The sequence below is a fragment of the Paracoccus sp. PARArs4 genome (assembly GCF_947311865.1).
Taxonomy (GTDB): domain Bacteria; phylum Pseudomonadota; class Alphaproteobacteria; order Rhodobacterales; family Rhodobacteraceae; genus Paracoccus; species Paracoccus zeaxanthinifaciens.
Map to the genome: position 1 here is coordinate 100,456 of NZ_CAMZMW010000004.1, position 15,686 is coordinate 116,141.

The following is a 15,686-nucleotide window of genomic DNA, read 5'->3' on the forward strand; positions in this document are numbered from 1 at the left end:
CGTCGATCCTTCGGGGAAAGGTCGGGCTCAGCCGACCAGTTCGAGACCCGAGAAGAAGAACGCGATTTCCTGCGCGGCCGTTTCGGCAGCGTCCGAACCGTGGACCGAGTTCTCGCCGACGGACAGCGCGAATTCCTTGCGGACGGTGCCTTCGGCGGCGTCTGCCGGGTTGGTGGCGCCCATCACTTCGCGGTTCTTCGCGATGGCCGATTCACCTTCCAGGACCTGGACGACGACCGGCTCGGAGGCCATGAACTCGACCAGTTCGCCATAGAAGGGGCGTTCCTTGTGGACTTCGTAGAACTTGCCCGCCTGCTCGGCCGACAGCTTGATGCGCTTCTGCGCGACGATGCGCAGGCCGGCATCCTCGAACTTGGCGTTGATCTTGCCGGTCAGGTTGCGGCGGGTCGCGTCGGGCTTGATGATCGAGAGGGTGCGTTCGATGGCCATGGTCATCACCTTGTGTCTGGCGCGGGCGCGATGCCTGCCCGCTTCGTGAAATCCGCGTCCGGTTAGCAGGGTTGCGCCCCTCGGGCAAGCGTGGAACCCGCGGCCCGCCCGCCCGTTCTGCCAATGAACCAAGGCAGGAGAGGCGATGCCCCCCGGAACCGAAGCCCGCCCCGATCCCCTTGCAAACGGCCTGCGCATTGCCGCGGGCACCATCGCGATGATCCTGCTGCTTGCGGCGATCTGGTTCTGGTCGAACCTGCTGCTGCAGATCTTCGCGGCGATCCTTCTGGCGATCGCGCTGCAGGCGGGCGCGCGCGGGCTGCACCGCCTGACCGGCATCCCGCGCGGCGCGGGCGTCCTTGTCGTGCTGCTGGCCGTGCTGGGCATCACCACGCTGGCCCTGCGCATGGCCGGCCCCGCGATCCTTGCACAGTTCGAGAGCCTGATCCGCGGCCTTCCGAAATCCTGGGAGGCGGTGTCGGACTGGATCTCGGGGCATCCGATGGGCGACGCGATCCTGCAGCGCCTGCCCCAACCTTCGGATGGCGGGTCCGAGGGCGGCATGATGCAGATGGCCCAGAAGCTGCCCGACGTCTTCGGCGCGGTGGCGGGGACGCTGAACACGATGATGGGCAGCGTCACGACGATCTTCCTGCTGGTCGTGCTGTCGGTCTATTTCGCGATGGATGGCGCGACCTATCGCGGGGGCGCGCTGCGGCTGTTGCCGCCCGCGTCGCGCGACCGCGCCGATGCCGTCCTTGACGACCTGCATCACAAGCTGGCGCACTGGATGGGCGGACAGGCGCTGGACATGCTGTTCGTGGCCATTCTGGCGGGTACGGGGCTGTGGGCGCTGGACGTGCCGCTTGCGCTGATCCTTGCGGTGATCGCGGGGCTGACGAACATCGTGCCGATCATCGGGCCGTTCTTCTCGGGGGCGGTTGCCGCCGTCGCCGCCGCCCCCGAGGGGCTGGACACCGCCGCCTATGTCATCGCGCTGTTCACCGCGATCCAGATGTTCGAGGGCAACGTCCTGATGCCCATGATCCAGCGCTATGCGGTCGAACTGCCCCCTGCCCTGACGATCATCGCAATCGTTGCAGTCGCGGCGATGTTCCACCCCGCAGCCGTCATCCTTGCGACGCCCCTGCTGATCGTGGTCATCACCCTTGTCCGCAGCATCTGGATCGAGGGGATCCTGGGCGACCGCGAGGGTGCTTGATTTCGTGATTCCGACACATCTTCGCGCTATGATGGCGCGACGAACAGCAGAGGGTCGCGCCATGCAGCCGCTTCGCAAGGGACACTATCGTGCCCGCCTGGCCGAGACGCCGGACGACCTGCGCGCCGCGCAGCGCCTGCGCTGGATATGCTTCCTTGGCCGCAACGGCGCCCCCGACGACGGGTCCGCGCTGGATGCCGACGCGCTGGATGCCGAATGCAGCCACATGCTGATCGAGGACATGCGCCACGGCACGCTGGTCTGCGCCTTCCGCTTCCTTCCGCTTGCGGACGGCTCGCAGATCGCGCGCAGCTACTCGGCCCAGTTCTACGATCTGGACGCGTTGCAGCGCTTCGACGGGCCGATGGTCGAAATGGGACGCTTCTGCATCCATCCCGACTGCCACGACCCGAACATCGTCCGCATCGCCTGGGCCGCCCTGACCCGATTCGTGGACGAGACCGGGGTCGAGATGCTGTTCGGCTGCTCCAGCTTCGTCGGCTGCGAGCCCGAACCCCACGAGGACGCCTTCGCCATGCTGAAGGAGCGCCACCTGGCCCCGCGCCGTTGGCTGCCGCGCGTCAAGGCGCCCCGCGTCTTCCGCTTTGCCCGCGCGCTGCGGATGCGCAAGCCCGACCCCAAGCGCGCCATGGCAGCGATGCCGCCGCTGTTGCGCAGCTATCTTGCGATGGGCGGCTGGGTCAGCGACCACGCGGTGGTCGATCCGGCGCTGAAGACGATGCATGTCTTTACCGGGGTCGAGATCCGCGCCATCCCCCCCGCCCGCAAGCGGTTGCTGGATGCCATGCTGAACGGGACTGCATAGGATACGCGCAGCCTGCCCCATTTTCGGGCAGCACCCCGTTTCATGCCCGATAGGACGGCAGGAATGCCCGTGCGGATGATTGACCTTGCCGCGCAATCGACGCCCCCTGCCCATATGTTCGACAGGATGGAAAGCACGACCGGCGCGCCATGCGCCCCCCGCATGCAGCGCAGCGCAGGCCGCGCGCATGTCGTCATGGGGCCGCGCGGGCTGATCGACCTGTCGCAGCGCGGCTCGGCCAAGGCGATGCTGCCGCGGATGACGGCGGGCCTGCCCGAGATCGTGTTCCTCAACACCTCGGGGGGGCTGGCATCGGGCGACAGGCTGGCCTTCGCCGTCGATCTGCGCCCCGGCACGCGTGCGCTGGCCACGACCCAGACGGCGGAACGCGCCTATCGCGCGACGGACGATCCCGCGCAGGCGCAGGTGTCCCTGACCGTGGGCGCGGGCGGCTGGCTGGACTGGCTGCCGCAGGAAACCATCCTGTTCCACGGATCGAAGCTGGACCGCCACACGCGGATCGACCTTGCGGGCGATGCGGGCTGCATGCTGCTGGAAACCGTGGTTCTTGGCCGCATCGCCATGGACGAGGTTCCCGCCCGCCTGCATCTGCGCGACCGCCGCGAGGTGTATCGCGACGGGCGCATCTTGCATCACGACGCGCTGGCCCTGAATGACGCGACCCTGCCGCGCCTTGCCGGACCCGCGCTGACCGGCACCGCCCGCGCGCTGGCGACGCTGGCCGTGATCGCGCCCCATGCGCCCGATCTTCTGACCCGCGCGCGCGACGTGCTGGACGAACCCGGCGTGACGGGCGCGGCCAGCGCCCCGCCCGGACGCCTGGTCATCCGCCTTCTGGCGCAGCGCGATTGGCCCCTGCGGCGGCAGGTGAACCGCCTTCTGGGGGCGCTGCGCCCCGATCCCCTTCCCCGCATCTGGCAGGTCTGACATGAACCTTTCCCCCCGCGAGCGTGAAAAGCTGCTGGTCTCGGTCGCCGCGATGGTCGCCCGCAACCGCCTGTCGCGCGGCGTCAAGCTGAACCACCCCGAGGCCATCGCCCTCATCACCGATTTCGTGGTCGAGGGCGCGCGCGACGGCCGCACCGTGGCCGACCTGATGCAGGCCGGTGCCCATGTGATCACCGCGGGCCAGTGCATGCCCGGCGTGCCCGCCATGATCGAATCGGTGCAGGTCGAGGCAACCTTTCCCGACGGCACCAAGCTGGTTACCGTCCATCATCCCATTCGAGAGGAGGACTGAATGAAAACCCTGATCGCTGCCGTTACCCTTCTGCCCACTGCCGCCCTGGCCCATCCCGGCCACCACAAGGACGCGGACCCCACCCACCTGCTGACCCAGCCCGACCACCTTGGCACGCTGGCCCTGATCGTGGCGGCGGGCGTTGCCGCATGGGTGCTGCTGCGGGGCCGCTCGTGATCCCGGGCGAGGTCCTGCCCGCCGAGGGCACGATCACCCTCAACGAGGGGCGGGACGAGATCGCGCTGATGGTCGCCAATACCGGCGACCGTCCCATCCAGGTCGGCAGCCATTACCACTTTGCCGAGACCAATCCCGGCCTGCGCTTCGACCGCGATGCCGCGCGCGGCATGCGCCTGTCGATCCCGGCAGGCACCGCCGTCCGGTTCGAGCCCGGCCAGTCGCGGGAAATCCGCCTGATCCCCCTTGCCGGCGCGCGCGTCGTGCAGGGTTTCCGCCAAGACATCATGGGGGCGCTGTAACATGGCCCAGACCTTGTCCCGTGCCGATTACGCGGCGCTTTACGGCCCGACCAAGGGCGACCGCATCCGGCTGGCCGATACCGAACTGCTGATCGAGGTCGAACGCGACCTGACCATCCCCGGCGAAGAGGTCAAGTTCGGCGGCGGCAAGGTCGTGCGCGACGGCATGGGCCAGTCGCAGGTCACCCGCGAGGGCGGCGCGATGGACACGGTCATCACCGGCGTCGTCGTCTTCGACCACCAAGGCATCGTGAAGGCCGATGTCGGCCTGAAGGACGGGCGCATCGCGGGCATCGGCAAGGCGGGCAACCCCGACACCCAGCCCGGCGTCACGCTGATCATCGGCCCCGGCACGGAAATCATCGCGGGCGAGGGGCGCATCCTGACGCCCGGCGGCTTCGACTGCCATATCCACTTCATCTGTCCCCAGCAGGTCGATCACGCGATCCATTCCGGTGTCACCACGATGCTGGGCGGCGGCACCGGCCCCGCGCATGGCACGCTGGCCACGACCTGCACCCCCGGCCCCTGGCACATCGCCCGCATGATGGAAGCCGTGGCCGACCTGCCCGTGAACATCGGCATCGCGGGCAAGGGCAACGCATCCGTGCCCGCACCGCTGGAGGAACAGATCCGCGCGGGCGCCTGCGCGATGAAGCTGCACGAGGATTGGGGCACCACCCCCGCCGCCATCGACAACTGCCTGACCGTCGCGGACCGCATGGACGTGCAGGTGATGATCCATACCGACACGCTGAACGAATCCGGCTTCGTCGAGGATACGATGGCCGCGATCGGCGGGCGCACCATCCACGCCTATCACACCGAGGGCGCGGGCGGCGGGCACGCCCCCGACATCATCCGCATGGTCGGCATGTCGAACGTGCTGCCGTCGTCCACCAACCCGACGCGGCCCTATACCGGCAACACGATCGAGGAACATCTGGACATGCTGATGGTGTGCCACCATCTGGATCGTCGCGTTCCCGAGGATGTCGCCTTCGCCGAATCCCGCATCCGCCGCGAGACCATCGCCGCCGAGGATATCCTGCACGATCTGGGCGCGTTCAGCGTGATCTCGTCCGACAGCCAGGCCATGGGCCGCGTGGGCGAGGTGATCATCCGCACCTGGCAGACCGCCGACAAGATGCGCCGCCAGCGCGGACGGCTGGAGGAAGAGCAGGGCCAGAACGACAACCTGCGCGCCCGCCGCTATATCGCGAAATACACGATCAACCCGGCCATCGCGCATGGCGTCTCGCGTCATATCGGCAGCATCGAGGACGGCAAGCGCGCCGACCTGGTCCTGTGGTCCCCCGCCTTCTTCGGGGTCAAGCCCGAGATGGTCCTGGTCGGCGGGCAGATCGCCGTCGCGCAGATGGGCGATCCCAACGGCTCGATCCCGGTGCAGCCGGTCTTCAGCCGCCCGATGTGGGGGCATACGGGCCGCGCCTCGTCGATCTTCGTCAGCCAGGCGGGGCTGGAGGCTGGCGCGGGCGACGGGCTGTCGAAATCGCTGATCGCGGTCGAGAACACGCGCGGCATCGGCAAGGCCGACATGGCGCTGAACGACCGGATGCCGCAGATCGAGGTCGATCCCGAAACCTACGAGGTCCGCGCCGACGGTCAGCTTCTGACCTGCGAACCCGCGACCGAGCTGCCGATGGCGCAGCGCTATTTCCTGTTCTGAGGTTCGCCATGACCCTTCACTGCCACCGCATCATCCGCAACGCCCAAGGCCCCTTTGCCGCGGAAATCGCACTGGATTACGAATCCCGCCTGCTGCGCCGCAAGCGGCTGACCAGCGCGGCGGGCGATTTCATGCTGGACCTGCCCGAGGTGACCAGCGTCGAGGATGGCGATGCCTTCGCCCTGTCCGACGGGCGGCTGGTCGTCATGCGCGCGGCCCCCGAACCGGTGCTGGTCGTGACCGGCGATCTGGCACGGCTGGCATGGCATGTCGGCAACCGCCACACCCCCTGCCGGATCGAGACCGACCGCCTGATCATCCGTCAGGACCACGTGCTGGAGGCGATGCTGCGCCAGCTGGGCGCGACGGTCGAACGCGCCGAACTGCCCTTCAGCCCGGAAGGCGGCGCCTATGGCCATGGTCGCACCTTCGGGCATGATCACGGCCATTCGCAGGACCACGGGCATTCGCACGGCCATGACCACCATCACGAACACGCCTGAGGCCGCCCGCCTGCGGTTGGCGCAATACCTGTCCCCCGCCTTCCCGGTGGGTGGTTTCGCATGGTCGCAGGGGCTGGAATACGCGATGGATCAGGGCATCGCGACGCGCGCGACCCTGCCCGCATGGCTGGCCGACTGGCTGGATCACGGCGCGGGTTGGACCGATGCCGTGCTGGTCGCGCTGGCCCTGCGCGATGCCGGTCCCGAACCGGACGATCTTGCCCGCGCGGCCTGCCCGTCCTCGCAGCGACTGACCGAGACGGTGGAACAGGGCACGGCCTTTGTCGCCAACATCGCCGCGCTGACGGGGGACGCCGCCGCCCCCGCCACCCTGCCCGTCGCCTTCGGTCGCGCCTGTGCCGACATGCCCCTGCCCGCGCCCGAGATCATCGCGGCCTTCCTTCAGGCGCAGGCCGCCGCGCTGATCAGCGCCGCCGTGCGGTTCCTGCCGCTTGGCCCCATGCAGGGGCAGGCGATGCTGGCCAGCCTGCAACCCGCGATCCTTGCCTGCGCCGACCGCGCCGCCACCGCGACGCGCGACGACCTGCACAGCGCCGCATGGGGGGCCGACATCACCGCCATGCGCCACGAAACCATGACCACGAGGATCTTCCGATCATGAGCCCGAACGCCCCCCCGAACCACGGTCCCCTGCGCGTCGGCATCGGCGGCCCCGTCGGCGCGGGCAAGACCACCCTGACCGAACAGCTGGCCCGCGCCCTTGCGCCCCGCCTGTCGATGGCGGTGGTCACGAACGACATCTATACCCGCGAGGATGCCGAGGCCCTGATGCGCGCGCAGGTCCTGCCCGCCGACCGCATCCGGGGCGTCGAAACCGGCGGCTGCCCCCATACCGCCATCCGCGAGGATGCCAGCATCAACCTGGCCGCCATCGCCGACCTGAACGCGGCCATTCCCGACCTGGAGCTGGTGCTGATCGAATCGGGCGGCGACAACCTGGCCGCGACCTTCAGCCCCGAACTGGCCGATCTGACGATCTATGTCATCGACACGGCGGCCGGGCAGGACATCCCGCGCAAGCGGGGGCCCGGGCTGGCACGGTCCGACCTTCTGGTGGTGAACAAGACCGACCTCGCCCCGCATGTGGGCGTCGATGCCGACCTTCTGGAAAGCGATGCGCGGGCTTCGCGCGGGGCGCGGCCGGTCGTCATGGCATCGCTGCGCCATGGCCGGGGCGTCGGTGCCATCGTCGACTTCCTGATCCGCGAAGGCGGCCTGACCCCCGCCCCGGCAGAAGTCTGCACAATCTGACGGCAGGCGAGCAGACGACTGCCCGCCATGCACACAGCCCGCGGTCCTGCCCGCGAATTGCTGCCCGAATCCTGTCCAACTGCCTCTTTCCCGTCATCTGCTGTGACCGCGAAGACGAAGATCTTCACGAAAATTTCAGGGAGTGGACAGGATGAGCATGATGACACGCAAGTTGCTGCTGGGGGCCGCGCTGGCCGCCGTGACCACCGCCGCAAGTGCGCAGGACGGCGAACCGATCAAGATCGGCGTGCTGCATTCGCTGTCGGGCACGATGGCGATCTCGGAAACGACGCTGAAGGACACCGTCCTGATGATGGTCGAACAGCAGAACGAGAAGGGCGGCGTACTTGGCCGTCCGCTGGAGGCCGTGGTCGTCGATCCGGCATCCGACTGGCCGCTGTTCGCGGAAAAGGCGCGCGAGCTGCTGACCGTCAGCGAGGTGGACGTGATCTTCGGCGGCTGGACCAGCGTCAGCCGCAAGTCGGTCCTGCCCGTGATCGAGGAGCTGAACGGGCTGATGTTCTATCCCGTGCAATACGAGGGCGAGGAATCCTCGAAGAACGTGATCTATACGGGCGCCGCGCCGAACCAGCAGGCGATCCCCGCCGTGGATTACATGCGCGACGAACTGGGCGTCGAGAAATGGGCCCTTCTGGGCACCGACTACGTCTATCCGCGCACGACGAACAACATCCTCGACGCCTATCTGAAGGATAACGGCACCGCCGAGGAGGACATCTTCGTCAACTATACCCCCTTCGGCCATTCCGACTGGTCCAAGATCGTCGCGGATGTCGTGGCGCTTGGCGCGGATGGCAAGAAGGTCGGCGTCGTGTCCACCATCAACGGCGACGCGAATGTCGGCTTCTACAAGGAGCTGGCGGCGGCGGGCGTTTCCGCCGACGACATCCCCGTCATGGCCTTCTCCGTCGGCGAGGAGGAGCTGTCGGGCCTGGATACCGCCAACCTGGTCGGGCACCTGGCCGCCTGGAACTATTTCCAGACCGCCGAAAGCCCCGAAAACGAGGAATTCGTCGCGACCTGGAAGGAATTCATCGGCGATGACGCGCGCGTCACCAACGACCCGATGGAGGCCACGATGATCGGCTTCAACGCCTGGGTCGCCGCGGTCGAGGAAGCCGGCACCACCGATGTCGATCCCGTGCTGGACGCCATCGTCGGCGTCACCGTGCCGAACCTGACCGGCGGCACCGCCGAGGTCCTGCCGAACCACCACCTGACCAAGCCCGTCCTGATCGGCGAGATCCGCGAGGACGGCCAGTTCGACATCGTCAGCCAGACCGATCCGGTTCCGGGCGACGCATGGACCGACTTCCTGCCCGAATCCGCGGTGCTGGACGCCGATTGGCCGGGCAAGCAATGCGGCATGTACAACACCCAGACCGAGACCTGCGTCCAGGTGCAGTCGAACTACTGACGGCTCCGGCCCGGGCGGGACACCCCCTGCCCGGGCCTTCACGATACTGCCCCCGAAGGATCACCCCCGTGACAGCCCTTGCCCGAATCGCGCCCTTCGCACTGGCGCTGCTGATGCCGCTTGCCGCGCTGGCCAACCCGGCGCTGGATGCGGTGATCGCTGACAACCTCGACCAGATCGAACGCCCCTCGCGTCAGACCGTCGCGCCGCTGATCGCGGATATCGCCGCCACCGGCCCCGAGGGGCTGGCGATGCTGCAGGCATGGTCGGCCCGCGAACTGGCCCTGACCGAGGATGGCCGCGCGGTCATCACCTCGGGCGAGGTGCCGGTCGATGCGGTCACGGGCGATCCGGTCACCGACGAATTCAGCAGCCTGCGCCCGAACAGCGGCGTGCGCGGCGTGATCGACGGGGCGCTGGTCGTCTCGCAGCTGTCGGACCCCGATCCGGCGATCCGCAGGGGTGCGCTGGACACGCTGGCGCGGCGGGCAGATGCCGCGCAGCTGGCGGCGCTGCGCGGGGCGCTGGACGATCCCGATCCGGCCATCGCGGCCCGCAAGGCGCGGCTGGAACGCCTGCTGACCATCCAGCTGGGCGAGGATTCGGCGAACCGCGTGCAGGCGATCCGGCAGATGTCGGGCGATGTCGCGCTGGACTTTCGCGCGGCGCTGAACCCGCTGCTGGCGACGCGCATCGTCGCGACCAAGGACGAGCCCGGCGGCAATGTCGCACGCGAATTGCGGCCCGGCTCGGACGACCTGTCGCGCCAGGACGCGATCGGGATGCTGGTGGACCAGGGCGTGCTGCAACCGCGCCTGACATCCGCCGAACAGCGCACGCGGCTGGCCGCGAACATCGTTGACGGGCGCGTGGGCGGGCTGCCCGTGGCGGCGCTGGACGATCCCGACGCCCGCGACCGCGCCTACGAGGCGCTGGAGGCCGAGGGCGCCGTCCCCCCAGCCGCGACCGAGGCCGAGACCGAGGCCGCGCTGGATGCGCATGGCTTCTTTGCCGTCTATGCCGAACCCGACGCCGCCGTGACCGAGGCCGCCGAGACCGCCCTGACCCGCACCCAGACGCGGCTGGGCGTGATGCGCGGCTTCGACCTGGGGCTGGACGCGCTGTCGCTGGCCTCGATCTATTTCCTGGCGGCGATCGGGCTGGCCGTCACCTTCGGCGTCATGCGGGTCATCAACATGGCGCATGGCGAATTCATCATGATGGGCGCCTATACCGGTTACGTGGTCCAGACGCTGATCGCGGATCGCACGCTGTCGCTGCTGGTCGCGCTGCCCCTGGCCTTCGCGGTCACCTTCGCGGCGGGGGTGGTGCTGTACCGGCTGGTGATCCGCCACCTGGCCCATCGCCCGCTGGAGACGCTGCTGGCGACCTTCGGCGTGTCCATCGCGCTGCAGCAGCTGGCCAAGAACATCTTCGGCACGCAGGCCCGGCCCCTGACCTCGCCCGCCTGGCTGGAGGGCGCGATCACCTTCAACGACGTGGTGTCGATCAGTTCGATCCGCGTGGCGATCTTCGTTCTGGCGCTGCTGTTCCTGGGGCTGTTCCTGTTCATCATGAAACGCACGCGGCTGGGCCTCGAGGTTCGGGCCGTCACGCAGAACCCCGGCATGGCGGCGTCCATGGGCATCAATCCCGACCGCATCGCGATGATGACCTTCGGACTGGGATCGGGCATCGCGGGCATCGCGGGCGTGGCCATCGGGCTGTTCGCGCAGGTGACGTCCGAACTGGGCCAGCAATACATCGTCCAGAGCTTCATGACCGTGGTCGTGGGCGGCGTCGGCAACATCTGGGGCACGCTGGCGGGCGCCACGCTGATCGGCGGGCTGTCCAAGGTCATCGAATCGCTGAACCCGGCGAACACGCTGGCCGCCCAGACCTTCATGATCCTGTTCATCATCATCTTCATCCAGTTCCGGCCCCGCGGGATCATCCCGCAAAAGGGCCGCGCGGCCGAGGTCTGAGCCCATGCAGCGCACACCCTTCATCCTGAGAAACCCCTCGGTCCTGATCGTGATCGCGGTGCTGGCGGTCTTCACCGCCGCCGTCACCGCGGCCAGCGCGGCCTATGGCACGGGGGTCATGCCGACCTCGATGGTCAAGGTGCTGGGCAAGACCCTGTGCCTTGCGCTGGCGGCCGTCGCGATGGACCTGGTCTGGGGATATCTGGGCATCCTGTCGCTTGGGCAGATGGCCTTCTTCGCGCTTGGCGGATACATGATCGGCCAGTGGCTGATGTATGCCCGCACCGAGGGCATCGTGGCCGCATCCATGGCCGCGAACCCCATCCCCCCCACCCCGGCCGAACTGCAAGAGGGCGTCGCGGGCCAGATCTTCGGCGTGGTCGGATCGACCGACCTGCCCTGGGCCTGGACCTTCGCCCATTCCCTGCCCGCGCAGCTGGCGCTGGTGCTGATCGTGCCGGGGCTGCTGGCGCTGGTCTTCGGCTGGCTGGCATTCCGCAGCCGGGTGAACGGCGTCTACCTGTCGATCCTGACGCAGGCGATGACGCTGGCCCTGGCGCTGTGGCTGTTCCAGAACGACAGCGGGTTCCGCGGCAATAACGGCCTGTCGGGCCTGCAGAACATCCCGGGCCTCGAGGATGTCGGCCAGGCGCGGCTGTCGGTCTGGTTCCTCTGGGCGTCGGCGCTGGCGCTGGCCCTGGGATACGCGCTGGCCGCCTGGCTGATGGGCGGCAAGTTCGGCAGCGTCACCCGCGCCATCCGCGACGACGAGACCCGCGTGCGGTTCCTGGGTTACCCGGTCGAGGGGTTCAAGCTGGCGGTCTTCACCATCGCCGCAATGATCACCGCCATCGCGGGCGCACTGTACTACCCGCAGGCGGGCATCATCAACCCGGCCGAGCTTGCGCCCATCGCGTCGATCTATCTTGCCGTCTGGGTCGCCATCGGCGGTCGCGGGCGGCTTTATGGTGCGGTCATCGGGGCGGTGGTCGTGTCGCTTCTGTCCAGCTGGTTCACCGGCGGACGCGCGCCCGATCTGAACATCGCGGGCCTGCGCATGGCCTGGGTGGACTGGTGGCAGGTCGCGTTGGGCCTGACCTTCGTGCTGGTCACCCTGTTCGCGCCCAAGGGCATCGCCGGGCTGTTCGACATCCTGAACCGAAAGGCCAAGTCATGAGCGCGCTTCTGGAAGTTCGCGGAATCTCGAAGACCTTCGACGGGTTCAAGGCGATCAACGATTTGTCCTTTTCCATCGGGCGGGCGGAACTGCGCGCGGTGATCGGCCCGAACGGCGCGGGCAAGACGACCTTCATGGACATCGTGACCGGCAAGACCACCCCCGACGAGGGCGAGGTCCTGTGGGGCCCCGAATCCCGGTCGCTGCTGAAGATGAACGAGGCCCAGATCGCCCGCGCGGGCGTCGGCCGCAAGTTCCAGCGCCCCACCGTGTTCGAGGATCAGAGCGTTGCCGACAACCTGACGATGGCGCTGCGGGCCGATCGCGGCCCCTTCGCGGTCCTGCGCTGGCGCCCCTCGGACGACAGCCGGACGCGCGTGGCCGAACTGGCCGCCGAGGTGGGCCTGTCGGACCAGCTGCCCCGCAAGGCGGGCGAACTGAGCCACGGCCAGAAGCAATGGCTGGAGATCGGCATGCTGCTGGCGCAGGAACCGCAGCTGCTGCTGGTGGACGAACCCGCGGCGGGGATGACCCTGGCCGAACGCGAACTGACCACGACGCTTCTGTGCCGCCTGGCCGAAACCCGCGCGGTGGTGGTCGTGGAACACGACATGGATTTCGTCCGCCGCCTGAACTGCCGCGTCACCGTGCTGCACCAGGGGTCGGTCCTGGCCGAGGGCAGCCTGGATCACGTGACGCGGAATCCCGAAGTCATCGAAGTCTATCTGGGGCGCTGACATGCTGAACGCGAAGAACCTGACCCTGCATTACGGCGGCAGCCAGATCCTGCACGGCATCGACATCGCGGCCACGCCCGGACGCGTCACCTGCGTCATGGGCAACAACGGCGTGGGCAAGACCTCGTTGATGAACCTGCTGGCGGGGCGGCACCCCAGATCGGGCGGCACCCTGACGATGGAGGGGCGCGACCTGGGCCGCGTGAACGCGCAGCGCATGGCGCGTATGGGCGTCGGCTATGTCCCGCAGGGACGCGCGATCTTTCCGATGCTGACCGTGCGCGAGAACATGGAGACGGGCTTTGCCTGCCTGCCCCGCGCCGAACGCCGCATCCCCGACGAGATCTTCGACAGCTTTCCCGTCCTGGCGGAAATGGCGCATCGACGCGGGGGCGACCTGTCGGGCGGCCAGCAGCAGCAGCTGGCCATCGCCCGCGCGCTGATCACCAGGCCGCGCATCCTGCTGCTGGACGAACCGACCGAGGGGATCCAGCCCAACATCATCGCCCAGATCGGCCGCGTCATCGCGGCGCTGCGCGACCGGGGCGACATGGCGATCGTGCTGGTCGAACAGTTCTTCGACTTCGCCTGGGACCTGGGCGACGACTTCCTGGTGATGGAGCGCGGTCGCGCCGTCATGCAGGGCCCGAAGGCGCAGCTGCGGCGCGAGGATCTGCACGCCCGACTTGCGGGGCATGCCGCGGCCTAGCGCTTGCGCTCCCACCGGCCCGAATCCTCGGACCAGTACTCGGCCTCGATGCCGCCCTGGGTCAGGGCGCGCCACTGGTCGCGGGCGCGGGCGGTGGCCGCGCCGTCGCCCCCGTCGAAGACGATCAGCGTGCGCTCCATCGCCTGCGCCTGCGTCACCGGAACCTCGGCTCCGTCCAGCGCGATCAGGCAGGCGGGGTCGTTCGCGGCCCCGCCCCCGTCGCCGGTGGTCAGCAGCACCGGCTGACGCGCATCATGCGCGCCGCCCGCCAGCCCGTGCGGCAGGAAACCGTCGCCCTGCCACAGCTGCATGTCCAGCCGTTCCATCCGCGCAGGGTCGGTCCCGCGCAGTTCCACCCGCCACCCGGCCTGCGCGGCCTTGCCCAGCAACTGGGGCAGCAGCGCCTCGGCCGGGGACCGGGTCAGGTGATAGAACATCGCCTTGCCCATGGCGCGATCACTTCACCTCGAAGCGGTCGCGGATCATGCGGTCCAGCGTCATGACGCCCCAGCCCGATGCGCCCTTCGGCGCCAGGTCGGTCGCCTGCGGCGGCAGGGCCACGCCCGCGATGTCGATATGCGCCCAGGGCTGCCCTTCGCGGACGAAGCGCTGCAGGAACTGCGCCGCCGTGATCGAACCCGCGGCGCGGCCGCCGGTGTTCTTCATGTCGGCCAGCCGCGACTTCAGCTGCGCGTCATAGCTTGCGCCAAGCGGCAGCCGCCACGCGCCCTCGCCCTCGGACCGGGCGGCGGACAGGATGCCGTCGGCCAGCGTGTCGTCATTGGCGAAGACCCCGGCATTGTCGTGGCCAAGCCCGATGATGACCGCGCCGGTCAGCGTCGCCAGATCCACGATGGCCGAGGGATTGAAGCGCGTCTGCGCGTACCACAGCACGTCCGCCAGCACGAGCCGCCCTTCGGCGTCGGTATTGATGATCTCGATCGTGTCGCCCTTCATCGACTTCACGATGTCGCCCGGACGCTGCGCGCGGCCGTCGGGCATGTTCTCGACCAGGCCCACCAGTCCCACGACATTGGCCTTGGCCCGGCGCAGCGCCAGCGTGCGCATCACGCCCGCCACGACGCCCGCGCCGCCCATGTCCATCGTCATCTCCTCCATGCCCGCGGCGGGCTTGATCGAGATGCCGCCCGTGTCGAAGACGACGCCCTTGCCGACCAGCGCCAGCGGCGCCTCGTCGCCCGCGCCGTTCCAGCGCATGACCACGACCTTGGACGGGCTCTCGCTGCCCTGCCCCACGCCCAAGAGCGCGCGCATGCCCAGCTCGGCCAGCTGGTCCTCGTCCAGCACCTCGACCTCGAGGCCCAGCTCCTGCATGGCGGCAAGGCGGTCGGCGAAATCGGAGGTGGTCAGCACGTTGGCGGGCTCGTTCACCAGGTCGCGGGTGAAGAACACGCCCTCGGCCACGGCGGCGGCGGATGCGGCGGCCTTGGCCAGCGCCTCGGGGGATTTCGCCATGAAGGTCACGCGGCCCTTCGGCTTCTCGTCATCCTCGGGGCGGGACTTGTAGGCGTCGAAATCATAGGCGCGCAGCGCAAGGCCCAGGGCCACGTCCGAGGCCAGCTTCTGCGGGCCGCCCGCGACCAGCATGTGCCCCCCGTTCAGGCGCGCGCCGATGGCGGCACCGGCCTGGCGCGCCTCGGTCGTGCTCGAGGCCACCGGCAGCCGCACGAGGATCAGCGCCTCGGCGGCGATGCCTGCCGGGAACGCCAGCTCCAGCGCCTGGCCGGGCTTCAGCCCCTGCCCCGCCTTCGAGGTCAGCGCCCGCTGCGCGGCGTCGCGCAGGGCCTTGGGCAGGCGCCCCGGCACCCGGTCGTCCGCACCGACCAGCAGGGCGATGCGGCCCTCGTGTTCGGCGAATTTCTCGGGTGCGGTCTCGATGAAGTCGATCTGAACGGGATGGGTCATTCGAGGTCCTC

At 68.8% G+C, this 15,686-nt stretch carries 18 protein-coding genes; 15 read left to right on the plus strand and 3 right to left on the minus strand.

Going from position 1 to position 15,686, the window contains the following annotated elements:
- Positions 1–27: 27 nt before the first annotated feature.
- Complete coding sequence (gene ndk, locus QMZ16_RS04520) at positions 28–450, minus strand: nucleoside-diphosphate kinase (protein WP_282602305.1); 423 nt, start codon at positions 448–450, stop codon at positions 28–30.
- A gap of 145 nt (positions 451–595) precedes the next feature.
- Between ndk and QMZ16_RS04525 the strand changes: the two genes are divergently transcribed.
- From QMZ16_RS04525 to urtE, 15 genes are all read left to right on the plus strand, one after another.
- Complete coding sequence (locus QMZ16_RS04525) at positions 596–1,672, plus strand: AI-2E family transporter (protein ID WP_282602307.1); 1,077 nt, start codon at positions 596–598, stop codon at positions 1,670–1,672.
- A 61-nt stretch (positions 1,673–1,733) separates the two neighbouring features.
- Positions 1,734–2,498, plus strand: coding sequence for a GNAT family N-acyltransferase (locus QMZ16_RS04530; RefSeq protein WP_282602308.1), 765 nt, complete (start codon positions 1,734–1,736; stop codon positions 2,496–2,498).
- A 126-nt stretch (positions 2,499–2,624) separates the two neighbouring features.
- Positions 2,625–3,446 carry an urease accessory protein UreD gene (locus QMZ16_RS04535; protein WP_348984651.1) on the plus strand — a complete coding sequence of 274 codons (822 nt, stop codon included), beginning with the start codon at positions 2,625–2,627 and terminating at the stop codon, positions 3,444–3,446.
- 1 nt (position 3,447) lies between these two features.
- Positions 3,448–3,759, plus strand: a complete 312-nt coding sequence (locus QMZ16_RS04540) for an urease subunit gamma (RefSeq protein WP_022707223.1) — start codon at positions 3,448–3,450, stop codon at positions 3,757–3,759.
- Entirely contained in the window at positions 3,760–3,936 is a 177-nt protein-coding gene (locus QMZ16_RS04545) for a hypothetical protein (protein ID WP_282602309.1), read from the plus strand.
- On the plus strand, positions 3,933–4,238 hold the full coding sequence (locus QMZ16_RS04550; protein ID WP_282602403.1) for an urease subunit beta: 306 nt from the start codon (positions 3,933–3,935) through the stop codon (positions 4,236–4,238). The genes QMZ16_RS04545 and QMZ16_RS04550 overlap by 4 nt, the downstream gene beginning before the upstream one ends.
- Position 4,239: 1 nt before the next feature.
- Positions 4,240–5,928 carry an urease subunit alpha gene (gene ureC / locus QMZ16_RS04555; RefSeq protein WP_282602310.1) on the plus strand — a complete coding sequence of 563 codons (1,689 nt, stop codon included), beginning with the start codon at positions 4,240–4,242 and terminating at the stop codon, positions 5,926–5,928.
- Between the two features lie 8 nt (positions 5,929–5,936).
- The gene (locus QMZ16_RS04560; RefSeq protein ID WP_282602311.1) at positions 5,937–6,431 is read left to right on the plus strand and encodes an urease accessory protein UreE; all 495 of its coding nucleotides are present in this window, start codon (positions 5,937–5,939) and stop codon (positions 6,429–6,431) included.
- Positions 6,406–7,053: an urease accessory UreF family protein gene (locus QMZ16_RS04565; protein WP_282602312.1), complete on the plus strand. Its 648-nt coding sequence runs from the start codon at positions 6,406–6,408 to the stop codon at positions 7,051–7,053. Before QMZ16_RS04560 ends, QMZ16_RS04565 begins: the two co-directional genes overlap by 26 nt.
- Positions 7,050–7,703, plus strand: a complete 654-nt coding sequence (gene ureG, locus QMZ16_RS04570; protein ID WP_282602313.1) for an urease accessory protein UreG — start codon at positions 7,050–7,052, stop codon at positions 7,701–7,703. Before QMZ16_RS04565 ends, ureG begins: the two co-directional genes overlap by 4 nt.
- A 160-nt stretch (positions 7,704–7,863) precedes the next feature.
- Positions 7,864–9,141, plus strand: coding sequence for an urea ABC transporter substrate-binding protein (urtA, locus tag QMZ16_RS04575; RefSeq protein WP_282602314.1), 1,278 nt, complete (start codon positions 7,864–7,866; stop codon positions 9,139–9,141).
- A 113-nt stretch (positions 9,142–9,254) separates the two neighbouring features.
- Positions 9,255–11,126 (plus strand): urea ABC transporter permease subunit UrtB, encoded by a 1,872-nt coding sequence (urtB, locus tag QMZ16_RS04580; protein ID WP_282602404.1) that lies wholly within the window; start codon positions 9,255–9,257, stop codon positions 11,124–11,126.
- Between the two features lie 4 nt (positions 11,127–11,130).
- The gene (gene urtC, locus QMZ16_RS04585; protein WP_282602315.1) at positions 11,131–12,303 is read left to right on the plus strand and encodes an urea ABC transporter permease subunit UrtC; all 1,173 of its coding nucleotides are present in this window, start codon (positions 11,131–11,133) and stop codon (positions 12,301–12,303) included.
- Positions 12,300–13,040: an urea ABC transporter ATP-binding protein UrtD gene (urtD, locus tag QMZ16_RS04590; protein ID WP_282602316.1), complete on the plus strand. Its 741-nt coding sequence runs from the start codon at positions 12,300–12,302 to the stop codon at positions 13,038–13,040. The genes urtC and urtD overlap by 4 nt, the downstream gene beginning before the upstream one ends.
- 1 nt (position 13,041) lies before the next feature.
- Entirely contained in the window at positions 13,042–13,749 is a 708-nt protein-coding gene (gene urtE / locus QMZ16_RS04595; RefSeq protein WP_022707234.1) for an urea ABC transporter ATP-binding subunit UrtE, read from the plus strand.
- Here urtE and QMZ16_RS04600 read toward each other — a convergent pair.
- Positions 13,746–14,198, minus strand: coding sequence for a DNA polymerase III subunit chi (locus QMZ16_RS04600; protein ID WP_282602317.1), 453 nt, complete (start codon positions 14,196–14,198; stop codon positions 13,746–13,748). The two genes, urtE and QMZ16_RS04600, sit on opposite strands and share 4 nt — an antisense overlap.
- A 7-nt stretch (positions 14,199–14,205) precedes the next feature.
- Positions 14,206–15,675, minus strand: a complete 1,470-nt coding sequence (locus QMZ16_RS04605) for a leucyl aminopeptidase (RefSeq protein ID WP_282602318.1) — start codon at positions 15,673–15,675, stop codon at positions 14,206–14,208.
- Positions 15,676–15,686: the final 11 nt, after the last annotated feature.

Bases quoted from the DNA above. Each gene is read 5' to 3' on its own strand.
- ndk (WP_282602305.1), bottom strand. From the start codon at position 450: ATGGCCATCGAACGCACCCTCTCGATCATCAAGCCCGACGCGACCCGC.
- QMZ16_RS04525 (WP_282602307.1), top strand. From the start codon at position 596: ATGCCCCCCGGAACCGAAGCCCGCCCCGATCCCCTTGCAAACGGCCTG.
- QMZ16_RS04530 (WP_282602308.1), top strand. From the start codon at position 1,734: ATGCAGCCGCTTCGCAAGGGACACTATCGTGCCCGCCTGGCCGAGACG.
- QMZ16_RS04535 (WP_348984651.1), top strand. From the start codon at position 2,625: ATGGAAAGCACGACCGGCGCGCCATGCGCCCCCCGCATGCAGCGCAGC.
- QMZ16_RS04540 (WP_022707223.1), top strand. From the start codon at position 3,448: ATGAACCTTTCCCCCCGCGAGCGTGAAAAGCTGCTGGTCTCGGTCGCC.
- QMZ16_RS04545 (WP_282602309.1), top strand. From the start codon at position 3,760: ATGAAAACCCTGATCGCTGCCGTTACCCTTCTGCCCACTGCCGCCCTG.
- ureC (WP_282602310.1), top strand. From the start codon at position 4,240: ATGGCCCAGACCTTGTCCCGTGCCGATTACGCGGCGCTTTACGGCCCG.
- QMZ16_RS04560 (WP_282602311.1), top strand. From the start codon at position 5,937: ATGACCCTTCACTGCCACCGCATCATCCGCAACGCCCAAGGCCCCTTT.
- QMZ16_RS04565 (WP_282602312.1), top strand. From the start codon at position 6,406: ATGACCACCATCACGAACACGCCTGAGGCCGCCCGCCTGCGGTTGGCG.
- ureG (WP_282602313.1), top strand. From the start codon at position 7,050: ATGAGCCCGAACGCCCCCCCGAACCACGGTCCCCTGCGCGTCGGCATC.
- urtA (WP_282602314.1), top strand. From the start codon at position 7,864: ATGACACGCAAGTTGCTGCTGGGGGCCGCGCTGGCCGCCGTGACCACC.
- urtB (WP_282602404.1), top strand. From the start codon at position 9,255: ATGCCGCTTGCCGCGCTGGCCAACCCGGCGCTGGATGCGGTGATCGCT.
- urtC (WP_282602315.1), top strand. From the start codon at position 11,131: ATGCAGCGCACACCCTTCATCCTGAGAAACCCCTCGGTCCTGATCGTG.
- urtD (WP_282602316.1), top strand. From the start codon at position 12,300: ATGAGCGCGCTTCTGGAAGTTCGCGGAATCTCGAAGACCTTCGACGGG.
- urtE (WP_022707234.1), top strand. From the start codon at position 13,042: ATGCTGAACGCGAAGAACCTGACCCTGCATTACGGCGGCAGCCAGATC.
- QMZ16_RS04600 (WP_282602317.1), bottom strand. From the start codon at position 14,198: ATGGGCAAGGCGATGTTCTATCACCTGACCCGGTCCCCGGCCGAGGCG.
- QMZ16_RS04605 (WP_282602318.1), bottom strand. From the start codon at position 15,675: ATGACCCATCCCGTTCAGATCGACTTCATCGAGACCGCACCCGAGAAA.